Source organism: Acinetobacter pittii ANC 4050, from assembly GCF_000399685.1.
Taxonomy (GTDB): domain Bacteria; phylum Pseudomonadota; class Gammaproteobacteria; order Pseudomonadales; family Moraxellaceae; genus Acinetobacter; species Acinetobacter pittii_E.
Map to the genome: position 1 here is coordinate 3,344,971 of NZ_KB976987.1, position 18,204 is coordinate 3,363,174.

Below are 18,204 nucleotides of genomic sequence, written 5' to 3' on the forward strand. Positions count from 1 at the left end.
TAAAACATGTCTTTTATTTTTCAAAATCAGGTGAGCCTTGGTTGCTCATCACGTAATAACGTTAAGTTAACGTTAAAAAAAGCTGTAACGTTCTCAAGCCTGTCTATTGCCATGCTATTGGTTGGACAAGTAACGATGGCTCAGTCTGAGATTCAACAAGAACATTCTATCCAAAAAGCAGCGTTTAATTTTGAACAGGCACTGGCACAAGTTCAAAGCTATCAAAGTCAACAAGGCACTTGGCAAGCACAGCAGCAAATGGCTGAGGCTAATTTAAAGCAAAGTCATTTATGGGCCAACCCAAGTCTTTCCATTGAGCAAACAGGGTTCCAAAGTGATCAAGAAAAAGAACTTGCGATAGGTATTTCTCAGCCTTTAGATATTTTTGGACAACGTAAGGCGGCACAAAATTTAGCAAAAGTGGAAATATCAAAAATTGATTTGGCTGAGCAGCGTTATAAAGCTGAACTTGAATTAATTGTTAAATATTTCTGGTCACAAGTGGCTTTGCTTGAGCTTGAAAAGTCTCTTGTTGGAGAACAGCTAGCCGTTAGCCAAGAAAATTTACAAGCATCGGAAAAACGTTATCAAGCAGGCAGTATTGCACAAGTTGATGTAGATCGAGTGCGGATGTCTCACTTGGAAAATCAGCGTTTGTATCAACAGGTCGATTTAAAACTTCAAGTTGCGAAACAACAGTTAGTGAACTTATGGGGAGGTGGTTCAAGTCAGTTTCAGCTATTCCAAAGTCCAAATCAGTTATGGGCGTTGGCGGCGAATGTAGAACCCAGCCAAGATACGCAAAATAATTTATTAGAGCGTTCTTTCCAGCTAGATGCTCTTGCGCAGCAAGCCAATATTCAACAGCTTAAAGCAAAAGCAAGACCGCAACCTACTGTAACTTTGGGTGTTAATAACACTCGTTCTCCAGAACAGCGTACGGATAATCAAATTCGATTAGGGGTAGAAATTCCTTTAAATCTTTTTAATCGCCAGCAATACGGAATCAAGATTGCTCAGGCCAAGCAAGAGCTGTCTCAACTCCAGCAAAGCTTTTATCGACAGCAAAATCAAGCGGATATTGAAACTCTGATATCAGAGTTAAAAGGCTTACATATTCAGTTCAAGCAATTAAATGATCAGCAAGTTCCTCTTGCTATTCAAGTTCAGCAAAAAACATTGCAAGGTTTCCGTTTAGGTAAGTTCGCCGTTACCGATGTTCAGCAAGCCACCATGCAATTGCAAGACGTGCGCTTACGTAAAGTCGAGCTACTAAAACAGGCTTGGCAAAACTCAATTGAAATTCAAAGTTTGCGTCTTGGGTTAGAACCAGAACAAATCATGGCGAAAGATGCCTTAATGCAACTCAATCAACGTGCTTGGCAACAAAGTCAAACGTTCCCAACTCAGGCAGGAGAATAATAATGTCGTCAAATTTAAAGAAAAATTCTCAATGGCTTTGGGTAGGGGTGATTGCTGTAATCACTGCACTATTAATTGGTTTACTGGTTTTAAATTCAAAAAATAAATCTAATTCTTCGGAAGCATTGGGAGGCCACGGGCATGCTGAAGAAGAGGGTGAAGAACACCATGAAGAGGATGAAAAACCACTGCTACTCACTGCTCAGCAAATGCAGGAACAAAATTTAAAAATTGAACAAGCTGAACTAGGTGAAGTTCCTCAACTTCAAACTTATCCAGCAAAATTGGTGGTGAATACCGACCGACAAGCCCATGTCTCACCAAGTTTTAGTGGTCGTGTCGAAGCGGTATATGTTGAATTGGGGCAACAGGTTAAAAAAGGGCAGGCACTTGCAAGCTTATTGGTTCCAGATCTGGTCGATCAACAAGCCAACTTGCAAATCGCCCAGTCTAATCTTGATTTAGCGCGTCAGGACTATGAACGTGAACGTAGCTTATGGTCTCAAGGAATTTCTGCCAAACAAGATTATCAAAGAGCTTATAACGCCTATCAGCAAGCACAAATTCAGGTTAAAGCAGCTCGCTCGCGCTTAAATGCATTCGGGGCAGGTTCAGGCTCAGGAGGGCGTTACACCTTAACCGCACCAATTGCTGGCATGGTCAGTAATAAAGATATTGTAGTGGGTGAAAACGTACAGCTAGCAGATCAGCTTTTTATTATTAATCAGCTTGATCAGTTATGGTTGGAATTCATTTTACCAAGCAATGCAAATATCAATGTACAGCCAAATCAACAGATTGAATTTAAATCTTTACAAACTGGGAATGCATTTAAAGCTCAGGTTCAAAGTTTAACAACAGAGGCCGATGCTCAAACGGGACGTTTACAAGTGCGTGCCAAGGTCTTGGCAAATAACAGTGAATTGCGTCCAAACTTAATGGTTAATGTTGAGCTGAATTCTTCAGGCACAACGCAAAAAGTGACCCGTGTAAAAGCTCAGGCGATTCAACAAGTCGAAGGGAAAGACGTTATCTTTACCCCAAAAATGGTTAAAACAGGCTTTGAATTTGAGCCTGTCATTGTGCAGTTGGGACAACGCTCTAAAGATGGTCAGTGGGTCGAAGTTGTAAAAGGTGTTAATCCAAGCCAGCGCTATGTGGCTGAAGGTAGCTTCTTGCTGAAATCCGAATTGGAAAAAGGAGAGGCGGAACATGGACATTAATAAACCTGAGCTACCCAAACCAGAAGGGTTGTTTGATAGGGTTATTCAGTTTGCTATTCAAAATGCTATTTGGGTCATGCTCTTTGTATTGACTTGGATTGGAGTTGGGATCTGGAGTTATCAAAAGCTTCCTATTGATGCAGTTCCAGATATTACTAATACGCAAGTTCAGATTAATACTCAAGCCAATGGTTATACCGCTTTAGAGGTTGAACAGCGGATTACCTATCCTATTGAAAATGCGATGGCTGGTATTCCTAATCTGGAGCAGACTCGTTCAATTTCCCGCTATGGACTTTCCCAAGTCACCATTATTTTTAAAGATGGAACAGATATTTATTGGGCAAGACAGCTGATTAACCAACGTTTACAAGAGGCGGACGGGCAACTGCCTGAATCAGTTGATCCAGTCATGTCTCCTGTTTCAACGGGGCTGGGTGAAATTTACCAATGGGTCGTGAAAGCAAAGTCTGGTGCTAAGAAAACAGATGGCACGGCCTATACAGCCATGGATTTACGTGAAATTCAGGATTGGATTGTGCGTCCTCAATTGCAGCGTGTGAAAGGCGTGGCCGAAATTAACAGTATTGGTGGCTACAATAAAACCTATATTGTTTCACCTGATTTAAAACGTTTGCAGCAGCTTCAGATTTCAATTAATGAATTTCAAACTGCGCTGCAAGAAAATAATGAAAATCGCGGTGCAGGTTTTATTGAAGAAAACGGAGAGCAACTCACTGTTCGTGTGCCCGGCATGTTAAGTAGTGTTGAAGATATTCAAAACATTACTGTGAGCACCAAAAATGGGTTACCCATTCGCGTGGCCGATGTGGCAAATGTTTCTATTGGGCATGATTTAAGAACAGGAGCTGCAACTTACAACGGTGAGGAAACGGTTCTTGGCATTGCCATGATGATGATGGGAGAAAATAGCCGTACCGTTGCTCAGGCGGTTGATAGCAAAATTAAGGAAATTCAGCCTACATTACCTAAAGGTGTGGAAATCGAAACGGTTTATGACCGAACGAGTTTAGTAAACAAAGCAATTGCAACCGTACAGAAGAACCTTGTTGAAGGCGCGATTCTGGTTATTGTGATTTTATTTATTTTTTTAGGAAATTTTAGAGCTGCTTTAATCACAGCCTGCGTTATTCCATTATCGATGTTATTTACCCTGACAGGTATGGCTGAACAAAACATTAGTGCCAACCTCATGAGCTTAGGAGCGCTTGATTTCGGGATTATTGTAGATGGTGCAGTTGTTATTGTAGAAAACTGTATTCGCCGTCTAGCAGAAGCACAGCATACTTTACATCGACCTCTTACACGGCCTGAGCGATTCAAAGAAGTATTCCTTGCAGCAAAACAGGCCCGTCGACCACTTATTTTTGGGCAAATGATTATTTTGGTGGTCTATTTACCTATTTTTGCTTTATCTGGTGTTGAAGCCAAAATGTTCCATCCAATGGCGATGACTGTAGTGATGGCATTATTGGGTGCCATGATTCTTTCTGTGACATTTGTACCTGCGGCAGTTGCTCTTTTTGTTACGGGTCAAGTGAAAGAAAAAGAAACACGTTGGATGCAGCTTTTAAAGCAGAAATACCGAGATGTCCTCGATCGGGCTTATCAACTTAAGATTGTGGTTGTTAGTTTTGCATTAAGTATTTTGGTACTCACAGGTGTGTTAGCTACCCAAATGGGCAGTGAATTTGCACCGCAACTCAGCGAAGGTGATTTTGCCTTGCAGCAAATGCGCTCACCGAGTACTGGGCTCGAGCAATCACTGCGAATGCAGGAAAATACTGAAAAACTCATTTTGAAAAACTTTCCCGAGGTAAAAGCTGTTTTTGCTCGAACAGGTACAGCTGAGGTTGCAACAGATGTGATGCCGCCTAATATCTCTGATGCAGTTATTTTACTTAAACCGCATGATCAATGGCCAAACTCTAAAGAGACGCTAGCTGAGCTGCGTTCACGTATGGAAGCTTTTTTAGCGACATTACCGGGTAATAACAGTGAGTTCTCTCAACCGATTGAGCTGCGCTTTAATGAGCTAATATCAGGGATTCGGAGTGATATTGGCGTCAAGATTTTTGGCGACGATATGCAAGTACTCAATGAGCAGGCTCAAGCACTCGCTCAGAAAGTACAAAAAATTTCAGGCGCTACCGCGGTTAAGGTAGAACAAACGAGCGGTTTACCGGTGCTGAGTGTTGAAATTAATCGTTCTCTGGCTGCGCAATACGGATTATCTGCAAAAGCCATTCAAGATATTGTTGCTGCAAGTGTCGGTGGGCAAAATATTGGGCAGATTTTACAAGGCGATAGACGATTTGATTTTGAAATTCGCCTAGAAGACCAACAGCGTACCATCCAAAACTTAGCTCAACTTCCGATCCAATTACCAAATGGTGGCCTCATCCAGCTTCAAGATGTCGCTAAAGTTGAACGTACCTCAGGCCTAAATCAGGTGGGACGTGAAAATGGGAAGCGCCGTGTCATTATTACTGCAAACGTAGAGGGCCGTGACTTAGGATCATTTGTTCAAGAGTTAAGAACAACACTCGCAAAAGAACAACTGCCGGCGGGTTATTGGTTGGAATATGGCGGTCAGTTTGAAAATCTCGCTTCAGCTGCTGCCCGAATGAAAATAGTTGTTCCATTGGCGCTTGCTATGATTTTTATTCTGCTCATGGCCGTATTCCATAATGTGAAAGAAAGCTTGTTGGTCTTTAGCGGCGTACCCTTTGCTTTGTCAGGTGGTCTGATTGCGCTTTGGCTAAGAGATATTCCGCTGTCCATGTCTGCTGGTGTTGGGTTTATTGCCTTATCAGGTGTCGCTGTTTTGAATGGTCTGGTGATGCTGAGCTTTATTAAAGAGCTTAGGGAAAAATTTGATATTCAAACAGCTACATGGAATGGGGCGATCTTACGTTTAAGACCTGTACTCATGACCGCTTGTGTGGCTTCACTTGGTTTTATTCCAATGGCTTTGGCTACGGGAACTGGCGCAGAAGTCCAGCGGCCTTTGGCAACAGTTGTTATTGGTGGCATTATTTCATCTACGATATTAACTTTGGTTTTGTTACCAGTCATTTATCGATGGATGAATGAGGGCAAGACGAAAAGTGTTGAGCATTCATAATGTCATCGATTTGAGATATCTTTTTTGATTACAAAATTTAAGTCGAAAAAGTGTTTGTAAGAGTTAAAGGTAAAGGTGTCTTCATCGTTACTTTTAACTCACCATAAAGATAAATAAAAAGGAGTCCGCAAAATGGGTGGACATCATGGTCATGATCATAATCATGCTGTAGTGACTGAAGGTAATGCTAAAAAATTAACGATTGCCTTAGCACTTACCACGACGTTTTTAATTGTTGAGGTGATTGCAGGTTTAATTACGCAAAGTTTGGCATTGCTCTCTGACGCTGCGCATATGTTTACAGATGCAGCGGCTTTAGCAATTGCTTTGGTTGCCATTCAAATTTCTAAACGCCCTGCCGATAACAAACGTACTTTCGGTTATCAGCGCTTTGAAATTCTAGCCGCTTTATTTAATGCACTCATGCTTTTTGTAGTGGCAATTTATATTTTATATGAAGCTTATATCCGCTTCTCTAAGCCACCTGAAATTCAAAGCTTGGGAATGTTGATTGTCGCGTCCATTGGTTTGGTGATTAATCTCATCTCAATGAAAATTCTCATGTCGAGTGCCAATAACAGTTTAAATGTGAAGGGGGCTTATCTAGAAGTATTGAGTGATGCGCTAGGCTCGGTAGGGGTGATTATTGGGGCGCTTATCATTTACTTCACCAACTGGTATTGGATTGATACGCTTATTGCAGTCTTGATTGGTTTTTGGGTATTACCACGGACATGGGTTTTACTGAAACAGAGTATTAATATTTTGCTCGAAGGGGTGCCGGAAGAAGTCGATATTGAGAAGCTGCGTGCCGATCTACTTTCTTTAAATGGTGTGGAGAGTATCCACCAACTTAAAGTATGGGCAATTACTTCGAAAAATATTCATTTAACGGTGCATCTATTTGCGCCGCAAGCTGACCGTACCAAGTTATATCAAGATGCTGTTGAAATGCTTTCTCATGAACATGGTATTGGTGAAGTGACATTGCAAATTGAAGACGATGCCGAGATCAATTGCCAGCATATTAATCAACATGCTCCACATGAACATACTGACGAAAAACACTCACATCAGCATTAAACTGATGTGAGTTATTCATTAGATTTCCCACTCGTTATTGCAGTCACGGCATTTCCAGTGCTTTTGTGACTGCATAAATGCTTGCATAGATAATTTGAAATCAGGCAAATCACGCCAGAACATAAAACCTGCCCCTACAGCTACAACAAAAGCAACTACTGTTGCGATTTGAAGAGAACTACCTGCACCATTGCCAAAAATCCACATAAAAATGCTAATCACTACTAAGAGCAAAAGCACAAAAATTGCAGGAATCAAGATAACCAGACTTTTAGGAACGACAGGTTTCGCGCTGTTAACGCCTTGGCTCACAGGCATAATTTTAACACTTTGACATTTAGGGCAACGATATTGCATGAGAACTCCACATTTAGTTTGAATCTATTCTAACGGAAATGTGCAGAAAGAAAAAAATTTGTAAGATATCGATGAGATGCTTTGAGTTAGCATAAAAATTACTTATGAATAAACAAAGAAATATAAAAAACTGATGATTTATCCGTACACATAAAAATTAAAATAATATTGTAGAGCATGCTAATCTACAGAAAAATGAAGTGTGATGAGCACGATAAATGAGCTTAAATACTCGTAAATAGGATGTGAAATAAATATAAAAAGGAGAAAGGGACTTGGGTCAACAAGATGACAATAAGTCGCAGCCTACAACGACAGCATCGGTTTTAGCTACCCCAGATACCGCGAAACCGTCATTATCTCGTCGATTACTGCATAAGACATTGCAACATGCCCAAGATGCAGTTGGGTTTGCGAGTGACACAACACGTAATATTGCCGGAGTTGCTGACGCGGCTTTGGATGCACTTGATCAAGTCACTACTCAGACGAGACGTGGCGTTGTGGGCATGACAAATCTGGCAGCAGGCACTGTAAGAGATATGGTGTCTGAAACCAGTGAAACAGCACGCCAAGTCGCATTGATTATGGCGCGGACATTTTTGGGGAAAAGTACCTTAACTTTGTACTTACCTGAAATATTATTAAATAATCAAATCCGAAAGCGCATTGACCGTTCTGAAATTGATGATATTAAAATCAAATGTGGCAATGATAGTTTCCAAGTCGAGATCGATGGGCATTACCATCGTTTCATGTATCGTTTGAGTTTGGATTTTAAAGTATTGGAATGTCGTATTGGGCAGGAAAAATTCTTGCGCCTACGTCAAATGGATGAGAGTCTCGACGTCCAGATTCGACATGGGGGAACCTTATCCAATTGGGCGGTACGCCGTATTGGTCGAGTAGGTTTTGAAGTCGTAAATATGTTGCCCATTCCATCACTTATTAATCATTTGATTGGCGATATTCCCGGAATCCAACGCGATGGCCACCGCATGTGGTTTATTGATCTAGAGCAAGCAGGATTTATTGACTTTATTAATAATCGCTCATGGATGGTTGAAAAGCTTTTAAGTTTGACTGATTTTAGTATTTTACCGGGCTTGAATATTTTAAGAGAAAGTCGCGAGCTTGTGCAGCAACTGGTAGATCAGTTTGAAATTAGGGGGCTTCGAGTACAGTCGGGTCGTCTTGAAGTACAAGTAGGAATTGCAGGTTAGTAGAGCATATGAAAAGCTAATTATTGATTGGCTTTTTATTTTTAAGGCAAGAAAAAAGCCACTGACGTTATGCAGTGGCTTTTTAGAATTTGGCGTCCCTACGGGGATTCGAACCCCGGTTACCGCCGTGAAAGGGCGATGTCCTAGGCCTCTAGACGATAGGGACGTTTCAGAGGTGGGCGTATATTAGGTCGATTTAATAAAAGTGTCAAATAGTTTTCTGAAGAAATATTAAAAAAAACAGTCAAGCGATTAAAAATAACTCAAATCGTAGAAAATATATACATTTAGCCTTCATTTTTCTGAAAAGGCTCAATAATTGCCTTTATAACCGAGGGGTGTTGTAGATACCCTAAAATCTCATGCGGCTGGTTAGCGAAAGTATAAATTTTCTGATTAATAATAGGCGGCTCAAAATTAAATGGAGCCTCGCATAATGGAAATGCGGTCAAAAAATCATCTTGTGAGTAAAAATTAAACCAATCACCATGGATACAGGGAGGTCTAGAAATTGGACTGGCAAGCTTGCTTTGAATCACGCGAAAAGATAAAGGAGAAGCTAACGTTATAAATCGTTTAATCGAAAACTGATAAGTAGGGTCCGAAAGAAGGTTAAAAGCAATAACCGAGCCGAGAGAATGAGCAACGATAATATAATCTTCGTCTTCTCGCATTTTCTTTAAAATCCGCTCATTCACTTCCTGCATAAACTCAGGATTAGACAAATACATATATGTTTCAATTAAAAACTGCTGGATCAAACTTTCATGCAATTTAGGGAAGTTATTTAAAAGTACGACTAGCTCTTTGAGTACGCGGTCTTTTACAAGCTGAGAAGTGAGATAAAGTCGTTCCGAAAAGCTTTTTTCAGCTGGATCTGTTGCTGGAGGTAATAAGGGAACAAATGGGGTGTGTTCTTTAGCTGGGGGATTGTTGTGATGGAAGTGAATTGGCAAATAATTATTTAAAAATGATTTAGGTAATAACGTATTAAGGTCTAATTGATTGCTTAATTGATATTTAGTCATTAGGTCGCCATAAAACGGCATATGAATATGAAGATCGCGGACATTAATTTTGCAAGGCATTTGTTTTAGGCCGAGCTTAAATACTTTTAACCAATGCTCTTTCAAGCGATGTGCTGTGTAGTTTTGTTGATTCATCCCGTGGATAAATATAATTTTCATTCTATACAAGATTTTGTTTTTAATATGAATTTCAATCTACAACGGTATCTTGTTGAAAACTAGTATGTAGGCAAAAAAAAGTGTAGCTTTTTGCTACACTTTTTGTTCACAACAATAAGTTTAGGCCTTATTGCGGTAAAAAATAAAATAACTGAGATAACATAAAGCTGTGAAAATTAGACAGCCTACAAAACCGGCACGCATTTCAGGGTCTGCTGCCATACTTAAACAAGTAATAAAACAGAAAACGAAACCTAAAATTGGCACAATAGGGAATAGAGGGGCAGCATATTGTAAGTCTTTAACCGTATGGCCTGATCGATACCATTGGCGACGGAAATTGAACTGACTTAAACAAATACTCATCCATACAATGACCATGGTAAAAGCCGCGACACCAAGCAGATTTTTAAAAATAGTCTCTGGTGCAAATTGCTCTGATAACAAACCTGGAATTGCACCGAACATCGTTACCACTAGAGCTACAATCGGTGTTCCACTTTTTGATAGAGTGGCAAATACGCTAGGCAGTAATTTTTGTTCCGACAGCGACCACATCATACGTGAAGCAGCATAAAGTCCTGAGTTTGCTGCCGAAAGCAGAGCTGTAATAATTACAAACCTAATAATGTCATCCGCATATGGAATGCCAATATAATTAAATACAGTAACGAAAGGGCTGCTACTTACGCCATCACCGCCTAAGCCAGCAAGTTGGAAAGGAAGTAAGGCACTAATAACAATGATAGTACCTACAAAGAAAATAAGTAGACGCCAGATTGCAGCATTAATTGCTTTTGGAACATTGTGAGCCGGATCTTTTGTTTCACCTGCTGCTACACCAATTAATTCGGTTCCTGAGAAAGCAAAATTAACAATTAACATGGTTGTAAAAATAGGAATTAAACCATGAGGAAACCAGCCTTGAGCTGTCAGATTGCTAAATAGAGGAGCAGTTTGGGAACCATGGAATGGAATTAAACCAAAAATTGCTAATAAGCCCAGCACAATAAAGGCAATGACGGTAACGACTTTAACAAGGGCTAGCCAGAATTCAGATTCAGCGAAAATACGAGTTGAACTGATATTTAAGCCAAAAATAGTAACCGCAAAAATAATTGTCCAAATCCACATTGAAATATGCGGGAACCATTCCTGCATGAGTAGAGCCGCGGCTGTAAATTCGGTTCCAAGCGTTGCCGTCCAAGTTAGCCAGTACATCCAAGAAATCATGTAGCCCGTACTTGGACTAATATATTTTTTGGCATATGCACCGAAAGAACCTGAAACAGGCATGTGTACAGCGAGTTCTCCTAGGCAGAGCATAACCATGTAAGCGATCGCGCCACCAAGAATATAGGCAATAATTGCGCCAATAGCTCCAGTTTGTGAAATGACTTCCCCTGAACCTAAAAATAGACCAGTTCCGATCGCTCCGCCCAGTGATAACATCACAAGATGGCGAGTACTCATGGCTCTTTTTAAAGGTGCAGTACTGTTCTGATGCTGATGAGCATCTAGTTGATTGTCAGATGGCTGCATATTACACATTGAGAGAATTAAGAAAGACGCTATTTTAGATAAAATAGACAAATGTGCAATCTAGAAAGAGATAAAGAATAAACAGTAAGGTGACGAGAGAGTCTTTTAATAATTATTAAAGCAGAATATGGCGTCCCTACGGGGATTCGAACCCCGGTTACCGCCGTGAAAGGGCGATGTCCTAGGCCTCTAGACGATAGGGACTTGATGAGGCAAACACAAAGGAGCGTGGTGGAGTCAAGCGGGATCGAACCGCTGACCTCTACAATGCCATTGTAGCGCTCTACCAACTGAGCTATGACCCCAGTTTGTGTGAGCGCAATCTTAGGGTGAATGCGCTCACACGTCAACAAAAAAATGAATTAAACTTCGCTAGTTGCGTCATTTTTCGGCAATTTTAAGCTCTCATTGAGTTTTTCCCAATTTTTAACTTCTTTCTTACTTGGTGCACCCGCAATTTCTAGGGCATGACGTAAGCGAGCGAAAGTTAAATCAGGTCCAAGCGTAACCATTGACTGCATAACTGGTGTTGAGCTCGTTGAACCGGCAATTGCAATAAAAAACGCTGGCATAAAATCACGTAATTTAATGCCCATCTGATTTGCTAGATCCATTAGGGTTTGGCTAACGGTGTCATTATTCCAAGTAAATTGGCCTTCAAGACGCCAAATTGCAAATTGCAAACTTTGACGAACTTGCTCTTGAGTCAATTTTTTACTTTCAAACATTTCTGCTGTGATTTGTGGCATATGGTTGAAATAGAAACCAGCCCAATTCACAGCTTCTGAAAGTAAATTAATACGTGGTTGAATAGCGGCAGCGATGTCTTCTAAAGTGCTGCGGTCACTTTTCCATGTTAATAAGCGGTCTAATAATTGACCTGGAGTTAACCCTTTGATCCATTGACCGTTAAGCCAGTTCAATTTTTCAACGTCAAAAATTGGTCCGCCTAGTGATACACGTTGAATGTCAAAGTTATCCATCATGTCTTGTAATGTGAAAACTTCTCTTTCATCTGGCATTGACCAACCCATACGGCCTAAATAATTTAACAAGGCTTCTGGTAATACACCGATATCGCGGTAGTAGTTAATTGATGTTGGGTTTTTACGTTTAGATAGTTTTGATTTATCTGGGTTGCGCAACAATGGCATATGGCAAAGTGTTGGCATTTCCCAACCAAAATATTGGTAAAGCAATTGATGCTTTGGTGCAGATGGAAGCCATTCTTCACCACGCAATACATGAGTGATTTCCATTAAATGGTCGTCAACAACGTTAGCTAAATGGTAAGTTGGTAAGCCATCTGTTTTAAGAAGAACTTGCATATCGACTTGTGCCCAAGGAATTTCAACCTCTCCACGGAGCAAGTCATTAAATTTACAAACACCTTCTTCAGGCACTTTCATACGAATGACATGAGGTTCACCCGCTTCAAGACGGCGAGTCACTTCTTCTTGAGAAAGCTTTAAGCCGCGGCCATCATATTTTGGTGTTTCGCCACGTGCTTGTTGTTCCGCACGCATCTGGTCAAGTTCTTCTGCTGTTGCAAAACAGTAAAAAGCATGACCTTTTTCAACAAGTTCTAATGCGTATTGCTTATAAATTCCCATACGTTCAGATTGACGATATGGTGCATGCGGACCACCTACATCTGGACCTTCAGACCAATTCAAACCTAACCAACGTAATGAATCCAAAATCATTTTTTCAGATTCTGGTGTAGAACGAAGTTGGTCTGTATCTTCAATCCTTAAAATAAATTCTCCACCATTTTGTTTTGCAAAACACATGTTAAATAAAGCAATGTAAGCTGTGCCGACATGAGGAAAACCGGTAGGGGAAGGTGCAATACGAGTACGAACTTTCATAGATAAAGGGTCAGAATAAAAATTGAAACTATTATAACGAAAAAGCCCAGTATTCTGACGTTTTATTTAACGTCAGTCTGGGCTAAAACTGAAACGAAGAGGGGGCGTTTCAGATTTTAAGAAGCATGCGGCTGAAAGATTGCCTGAACAAAACGTGAAAAACGCTCATGTTGTGCAGCTAGAAAATTTTGAGTTGGTGTAACGCGAATCGTATTTAGAACTTTAAGTTCATCATTTGTAGACGGTAACACAATAGGGTTGCGTTTTTGTTGATCTAAAGCTTTTTCAATAAGTGAAGTTTGCTTATCTGAACCAGTTTTATTTGGAGTGTCTTTAAGTACTGCTGCTGCAGAGAACTGTGATGCCAAACCCAGCACCAAACTTAAGCTTAACGCTTTTCCATAATGAATTTTCATTGTTAATCATCCCCTCTGTTCATTACATTTCATCTATTTTTTGAGTTTAACAAAATGTAAAATTACGGTAATACTACGATTTAAACATAAATCTTAATAAAAAAGTTGAACTGTGTCACAATTTTTACAAAATTTACCTATATTTTAATCTGGTCGACTTAAATGTAAACCATATGTATCCTTTGCACTTCATTATTTATCAAATTAATGTGTAGATAAAGTGAAGGTCCTAAATAAGTTGTAAGAATAATTACAAAATTTTTCAAAAATGAATAACTCAGACATTCTAAAGTATATCTTTAAAAAAGATTATTAATAAAGATATAAATATAAGTAATTGATTGTAAAAAATAAAATTAAAAATATAGTAAAACTAAAATGAATGATGGATTTTGTAAATGAAAAAAATATCAATAATGGCTGTCGCTTTGTATATGGGAATGGCGGTAACAGCCGCTCAAGCAGCTACTTCTTTTTTAAATGTCTCTTATGACCCGACGCGGGAGTTTTATCAAGAATATAATCAGGCTTTTGGTAAGTTTTGGAAACAGCGGACAGGGCAAGATGTTGAATTTAAACAATCGCATGGGGGATCTGGTAAACAGGCTCGTGCAGTAGCAACAGGGCTTGAGGCTGATGTAGTAACGTTAGCACTTGCGAATGACATTGACGAGATTGTGAAAGCTGGTTTTATTCAGCCAAATTGGCAAAAAGAATTTCCGAATAATTCTGCCCCGTATACTTCAACTGTCGTATTTCTAGTGCGAAAGGGTAATCCAAAAAACATACGCGACTGGAATGATTTAACAAAACTGGGAATAGAAATTATTACGCCTAACCCTAAAACAGGTGGTGCACCGCGTTGGATTTATCTCTCTGCGTGGGGGTATGCTTTAAAACAGCCAGGTGGAAATGATGCTAAAGCTCGAGAGCTCGTTAAAAAGCTTTATCACAATGTGAAAGTGCTTGATTCAGGAGCACGTGGTTCACTTACAACATTTGCTGAACGTGGCATTGGTGATGTTTTACTGTCTTGGGAAAATGAAGCATTATTGGCAACTAAAGGACTAGATAAAGATAAATATGAAATTGTTTATCCATCAATTTCGATTTTAGCTGAACCATCTGTCGCGATTGTAGATAAAACCGTAGATAAAGATGGAAACCGAACTTTAGCAAAAGGCTATTTAAACTTTTTATATTCACCTTTAGGCCAAGAATTGGCTGCTAAACATTATTTCCGACCGCGTAATGCTCAAGTATCTGCGAAATATGCAGCGCAATTCCCAAAAATTAAATTATTTACCATTAATGATGTATTCGGTGGCTGGGCTAAAGCACAGAAAACTCACTTTGCAAATGGCGCTATTTTTGACCAAATTTATGGTGGCAAACAGTAAATAGAATGTTTAAAAAACAGTAGTCCAAAAGAAAAGTTAAAAGCTAAATATTTATAAAGAAAGTAAGCAAACTTAAAAAAGTGGGCTTGCTTTCTTTTTTTGCTTAAAAAATGCTAATAAAACGGTTTTATCTATGAAAAATTAATATTTTCCTACAAAAAGCCGTTTGGTGTTGGACATAAACAAGGTGATAATGTGCAGTTACATTTTTACGCAATGATTTAACACCTATGTCGCATATTTCTGTCTTACTTTTTGAGACCGTTGAGAGCTTATTGGCAGATCGCACAACAGGGGTGTATATCGATGCAACCTTCGGACGAGGTGGGCATACACGTTTATTGCTCTCGAAACTTGATGAAAATGCACGAGTGTATGCATTTGATAAAGACCCTCAAGCTTTGGAAGTTGCGGCTGCTTTGGCACAAGAAGATCCAAGATTTACTATTATTCATGCCAGTTTTGCTGATATTAAAGAAAAAATGCAGGAAATTGGTGTGATGAGTGTTGATGGTATTATGGCTGACTTAGGGGTGTCATCTCCTCAACTCGACCAAGCTGAGCGTGGTTTCAGTTTTATGCAAGATGGTCCGTTAGACATGCGCATGGATAACTCTAAAGGATTAACTGCGGCTGAGTGGTTGCTTGAAATTGAAGAAGAACAATTGGCAAATATTATTTATCAATATGGCGAAGAACGTTATAGTCGACGTATTGCAAAAGCTATTAAACAGGCTGGAAGACTCGACACGACAGCACAGTTGGCAGAACTTGTTAAAACAGCTCATCCTAAATGGGAAAAACATAAGCATCCGGCCACACGTACATTTCAGGCAATTCGTATTGCTATTAATAAAGAACTAGATGATATTGAAGTATTTTTACCACAAGCTGTAGACTTGCTAAAACCAAAAGGACGTTTGTCTGTGATTAGCTTTCATTCTCTTGAAGATCGCTTGATTAAACAATTTATTCAAAAAGAATCGACTTTGGCAGAAGATTTTGGCTGGGGGATGCCACAGCAACAGGTAGATACAAGAAGGTTAAAGAAAATTTCACGGGTTCGTGCGAGTGAAGAAGAAGTAAAAGCGAATCCTCGTTCACGTAGTGCATGGCTTCGGGTTGCTGAACGCTTGGAACAAAAAGGCGCGTAATGAAAAGCAGTGATGAAATTGAAACCACCGAAAATAAAGTGGTGAAAAAAGTTGTGGTATATACCGTACTAGTGGCACTTGTTTTTATCAGTGCCATGATGGTGGTATTTCAAGTATTTGAATATCGACATGATTATAGAGAGCTTAGCTCTTATATGCGTGAGCGTGATGATCTCAATGCTGAATGGGGGCGTTTGCTTATTGAGCAACAAACCTTCGGTGCAACAGCACAGATTGGTACGCGTGCTGTAACCCAACTACGGATGTTTTCGCCACCTGCTGCAGAAACGGTGGTAATTTCTTTACCGATGACCTCAGAGCAAAATAAGTAAGGCCTTGCTGTATGGTAGATAAGCGAACAAAGCAAACACGGAAAAAACAGCAGTCTATTTCGGAAAAACCAACTCTTGCCTTTGATATGTGGCGGTTTTATCTGCTCTGGGCAACAGTACTGCTCTGTTTTGTTGTATTAATTGCACGTGCATTTTATGTACAAGTTATTAATAAAGACTTTTTACAAAACAAGGCCAATGCCAATATTTTGCGTACGGAACGTATTGAGGCAATGCGTGGGGTGATTAGCGATCGCCATGGTGTGCCTTTAGCGATCAGTACTCCGATCATGAAAATCGTAATGGATCCGCGTGATTATTTTGATACTAAGCATTTATATGACGAAATTACGGCAGAATTAAAGAAAGATCCGAATAATCGTAAGTTAAAACGCCAATTGCCAGATAAAAACCTGAATCTTGATGAATTGGCTGATGTGGTGGGCTTAGACCGTGCCGATCTTAAGAAACAGATGAATGCACGTCCACGTTCTCGTTATTTAGTTTTGAAAAAAGAAGTGCCACCACAACAGGCAGATCTGATTACAAAGGGTAACTTCCAAGGCGTTTATGCCGAGAAAACGTATAAACGTTATTATCCTCAACCACAGCCAAATGCTCAGATTATTGGTCTAACAAATAGTGAAGGCCAAGGGATTGAAGGCTTGGAAATGCAGTTGAATAAACAACTGTCAGGTGTGGATGGTGAGCAAAAAATTATTCGTGATAAACGTGGTAACCGCTTAAAAGTTTCAGAGGTTATTCGTGAAGGTGAGCCAGGCGAAAACATCACTTTAAGTATCGACTCTCGTTTGCAATATATTATGTATCGTGAGTTGACTGCTGCTGGCGTTGCAAATAATGCCCGTTCGGCAACAGCAATTGCTGTAGATGTTAAAACAGGTGAAATTCTGGCAATGACCAGTTGGCCATCTTATAACCCGAATGATAAAAACGGCTTATCTAATAAAGATGCTATGCGTAACCGCGGTGCGATTGATATGTTCGAACCGGGTTCTACCATGAAGCCTTTTACGATTTCTGCTGCGCTCGAAACTGGAAAATACACACCAAATACGATTGTCAACACTTCACCTGGTTCAATGCGTTTAGGTTGGCATACCATTCGCGATACACATAATTATGGTGCTTTGACGGTTAGTGGCGTAATTATCAAGTCATCAAACGTAGGTTCGGCAAAAATTGCGTTATCACTTCCTAAGGAAACATTACCGAGCTTCTTTAATCGTGCTGGCTTTGGTAAACGCTCTGCTGTGAAGTTCCCTGGCGAAAGCTCTGGTTTAGTGCTTCCCGTAAGCAAATTAAACTCTTCTCAAATCGGTACTATGGCTTATGGTTATGGTCTAAACGCAACTATTCTCCAGTTGGCGCAAGGCTATGCAATGCTTGCAAACCATGGGGTGAAAATGCCTTTAAGCCTACATAAGCTCGATCAAGCACCTAAGGGTGAGCAAGTTCTTGCTCCAAAAATTGCTGATCAGGTTTTGCTTATGCTCGAGCAAGTAACTATGCCAGGTGGTACTGCCAAACAAGCTAATATTCCGGGTTATCGTGTTGGCGGTAAAACAGGTACGGCTCATAAACTTCGTGCAGACCGCAAAGGCTATTCAAATAATGAATACCGTGCTTTATTTGCAGGTGTAGCTCCGATTAGCGACCCTCGTTTAGCAGTTATTGTCGTTGTTGAAAATCCACAAGGTCGTTATTACGGTGGTTTGGTTGCGGCCCCTGTTTTTGCACGTATTATGCAAGAATCATTGCGTTTAATGAATGTGCCGCTTGATAAGCCCCTTGATACTTCAGTAAATCCTATTCGCAGGTAAGC

14 protein-coding genes and 3 tRNA genes are annotated in these 18,204 nt (G+C 40.1%); 9 read left to right on the top strand and 8 right to left on the bottom strand.

Going from position 1 to position 18,204, the window contains the following annotated elements; translation table 11 throughout:
* Nucleotides 1-6: 6 nt before the first annotated feature.
* The 4 genes from F931_RS19455 to F931_RS19470 all read left to right on the top strand — a co-directional run bounded on the left by F931_RS19455 (nt 7) and on the right by F931_RS19470 (nt 6,876).
* Complete coding sequence (locus F931_RS19455) at nt 7-1,422, top strand: TolC family protein (protein ID WP_016142860.1); 1,416 nt, start codon at nt 7-9, stop codon at nt 1,420-1,422.
* 2 nt (nt 1,423-1,424) lie between these two features.
* Nucleotides 1,425-2,645 carry an efflux RND transporter periplasmic adaptor subunit gene (locus F931_RS19460; protein ID WP_016142861.1) on the top strand — a complete coding sequence of 407 codons (1,221 nt, stop codon included), beginning with the start codon at nt 1,425-1,427 and terminating at the stop codon, nt 2,643-2,645.
* Nucleotides 2,635-5,793 carry an efflux RND transporter permease subunit gene (locus F931_RS19465; RefSeq protein WP_016142862.1) on the top strand — a complete coding sequence of 1,053 codons (3,159 nt, stop codon included), beginning with the start codon at nt 2,635-2,637 and terminating at the stop codon, nt 5,791-5,793. Before F931_RS19460 ends, F931_RS19465 begins: the two co-directional genes overlap by 11 nt.
* 132 nt (nt 5,794-5,925) lie before the next feature.
* Nucleotides 5,926-6,876 carry a cation diffusion facilitator family transporter gene (locus tag F931_RS19470; RefSeq protein WP_016142863.1) on the top strand — a complete coding sequence of 317 codons (951 nt, stop codon included), beginning with the start codon at nt 5,926-5,928 and terminating at the stop codon, nt 6,874-6,876.
* An 18-nt stretch (nt 6,877-6,894) separates the two neighbouring features.
* On the opposite strand, the gene F931_RS19475 is transcribed toward F931_RS19470, so the two are convergent.
* Nucleotides 6,895-7,233, bottom strand: coding sequence for a hypothetical protein (locus F931_RS19475; protein WP_016142864.1), 339 nt, complete (start codon nt 7,231-7,233; stop codon nt 6,895-6,897).
* Nucleotides 7,234-7,508: 275 nt separating this feature from the next.
* Between F931_RS19475 and F931_RS19480 the strand changes: the two genes are divergently transcribed.
* Entirely contained in the window at nt 7,509-8,456 is a 948-nt protein-coding gene (locus F931_RS19480) for a hypothetical protein (protein WP_016142865.1), read from the top strand.
* A gap of 90 nt (nt 8,457-8,546) precedes the next feature.
* Here F931_RS19480 and F931_RS19485 read toward each other — a convergent pair.
* From F931_RS19485 to F931_RS19515, 7 genes are all read right to left on the bottom strand, one after another.
* Nucleotides 8,547-8,622: transfer RNA gene (locus F931_RS19485), tRNA-Glu, on the bottom strand.
* A gap of 121 nt (nt 8,623-8,743) precedes the next feature.
* Nucleotides 8,744-9,643, bottom strand: a complete 900-nt coding sequence (locus tag F931_RS19490; protein WP_080649548.1) for a lipase family protein — start codon at nt 9,641-9,643, stop codon at nt 8,744-8,746.
* A gap of 120 nt (nt 9,644-9,763) precedes the next feature.
* Nucleotides 9,764-11,185 (bottom strand): amino acid permease, encoded by a 1,422-nt coding sequence (locus F931_RS19495; protein WP_016142867.1) that lies wholly within the window; start codon nt 11,183-11,185, stop codon nt 9,764-9,766.
* 128 nt (nt 11,186-11,313) lie between these two features.
* Nucleotides 11,314-11,389: transfer RNA gene (locus tag F931_RS19500), tRNA-Glu, on the bottom strand.
* Nucleotides 11,390-11,414: 25 nt separating this feature from the next.
* Nucleotides 11,415-11,490, bottom strand: a tRNA-Ala gene (locus tag F931_RS19505).
* A gap of 57 nt (nt 11,491-11,547) precedes the next feature.
* A complete protein-coding gene (gene gltX / locus F931_RS19510; RefSeq protein ID WP_016142868.1) occupies nt 11,548-13,056 on the bottom strand; it encodes a glutamate--tRNA ligase in 1,509 nt (502 codons plus the stop codon).
* Between the two features lie 116 nt (nt 13,057-13,172).
* Nucleotides 13,173-13,472, bottom strand: coding sequence for a hypothetical protein (locus F931_RS19515; protein ID WP_016142869.1), 300 nt, complete (start codon nt 13,470-13,472; stop codon nt 13,173-13,175).
* 398 nt (nt 13,473-13,870) lie between these two features.
* Here F931_RS19515 and sbp point away from each other — a divergent pair, with 398 nt between their 5' ends.
* The 4 genes from sbp (at nt 13,871) to ftsI (ending at nt 18,202) form a co-directional block, all read left to right on the top strand.
* The gene (sbp, locus tag F931_RS19520; RefSeq protein ID WP_016142870.1) at nt 13,871-14,872 is read left to right on the top strand and encodes a sulfate ABC transporter substrate-binding protein; all 1,002 of its coding nucleotides are present in this window, start codon (nt 13,871-13,873) and stop codon (nt 14,870-14,872) included.
* 230 nt (nt 14,873-15,102) lie between these two features.
* Nucleotides 15,103-16,026, top strand: coding sequence for a 16S rRNA (cytosine(1402)-N(4))-methyltransferase RsmH (gene rsmH, locus F931_RS19525; RefSeq protein WP_016142871.1), 924 nt, complete (start codon nt 15,103-15,105; stop codon nt 16,024-16,026).
* The gene (gene ftsL / locus F931_RS19530) at nt 16,026-16,358 is read left to right on the top strand and encodes a cell division protein FtsL (protein ID WP_016142872.1); all 333 of its coding nucleotides are present in this window, start codon (nt 16,026-16,028) and stop codon (nt 16,356-16,358) included. The genes rsmH and ftsL overlap by 1 nt, the downstream gene beginning before the upstream one ends.
* Before the next feature lie 11 nt (nt 16,359-16,369).
* Nucleotides 16,370-18,202, top strand: coding sequence for a penicillin-binding protein PBP3 (gene ftsI, locus F931_RS19535; RefSeq protein ID WP_016142873.1), 1,833 nt, complete (start codon nt 16,370-16,372; stop codon nt 18,200-18,202).
* Nucleotides 18,203-18,204: the final 2 nt, after the last annotated feature.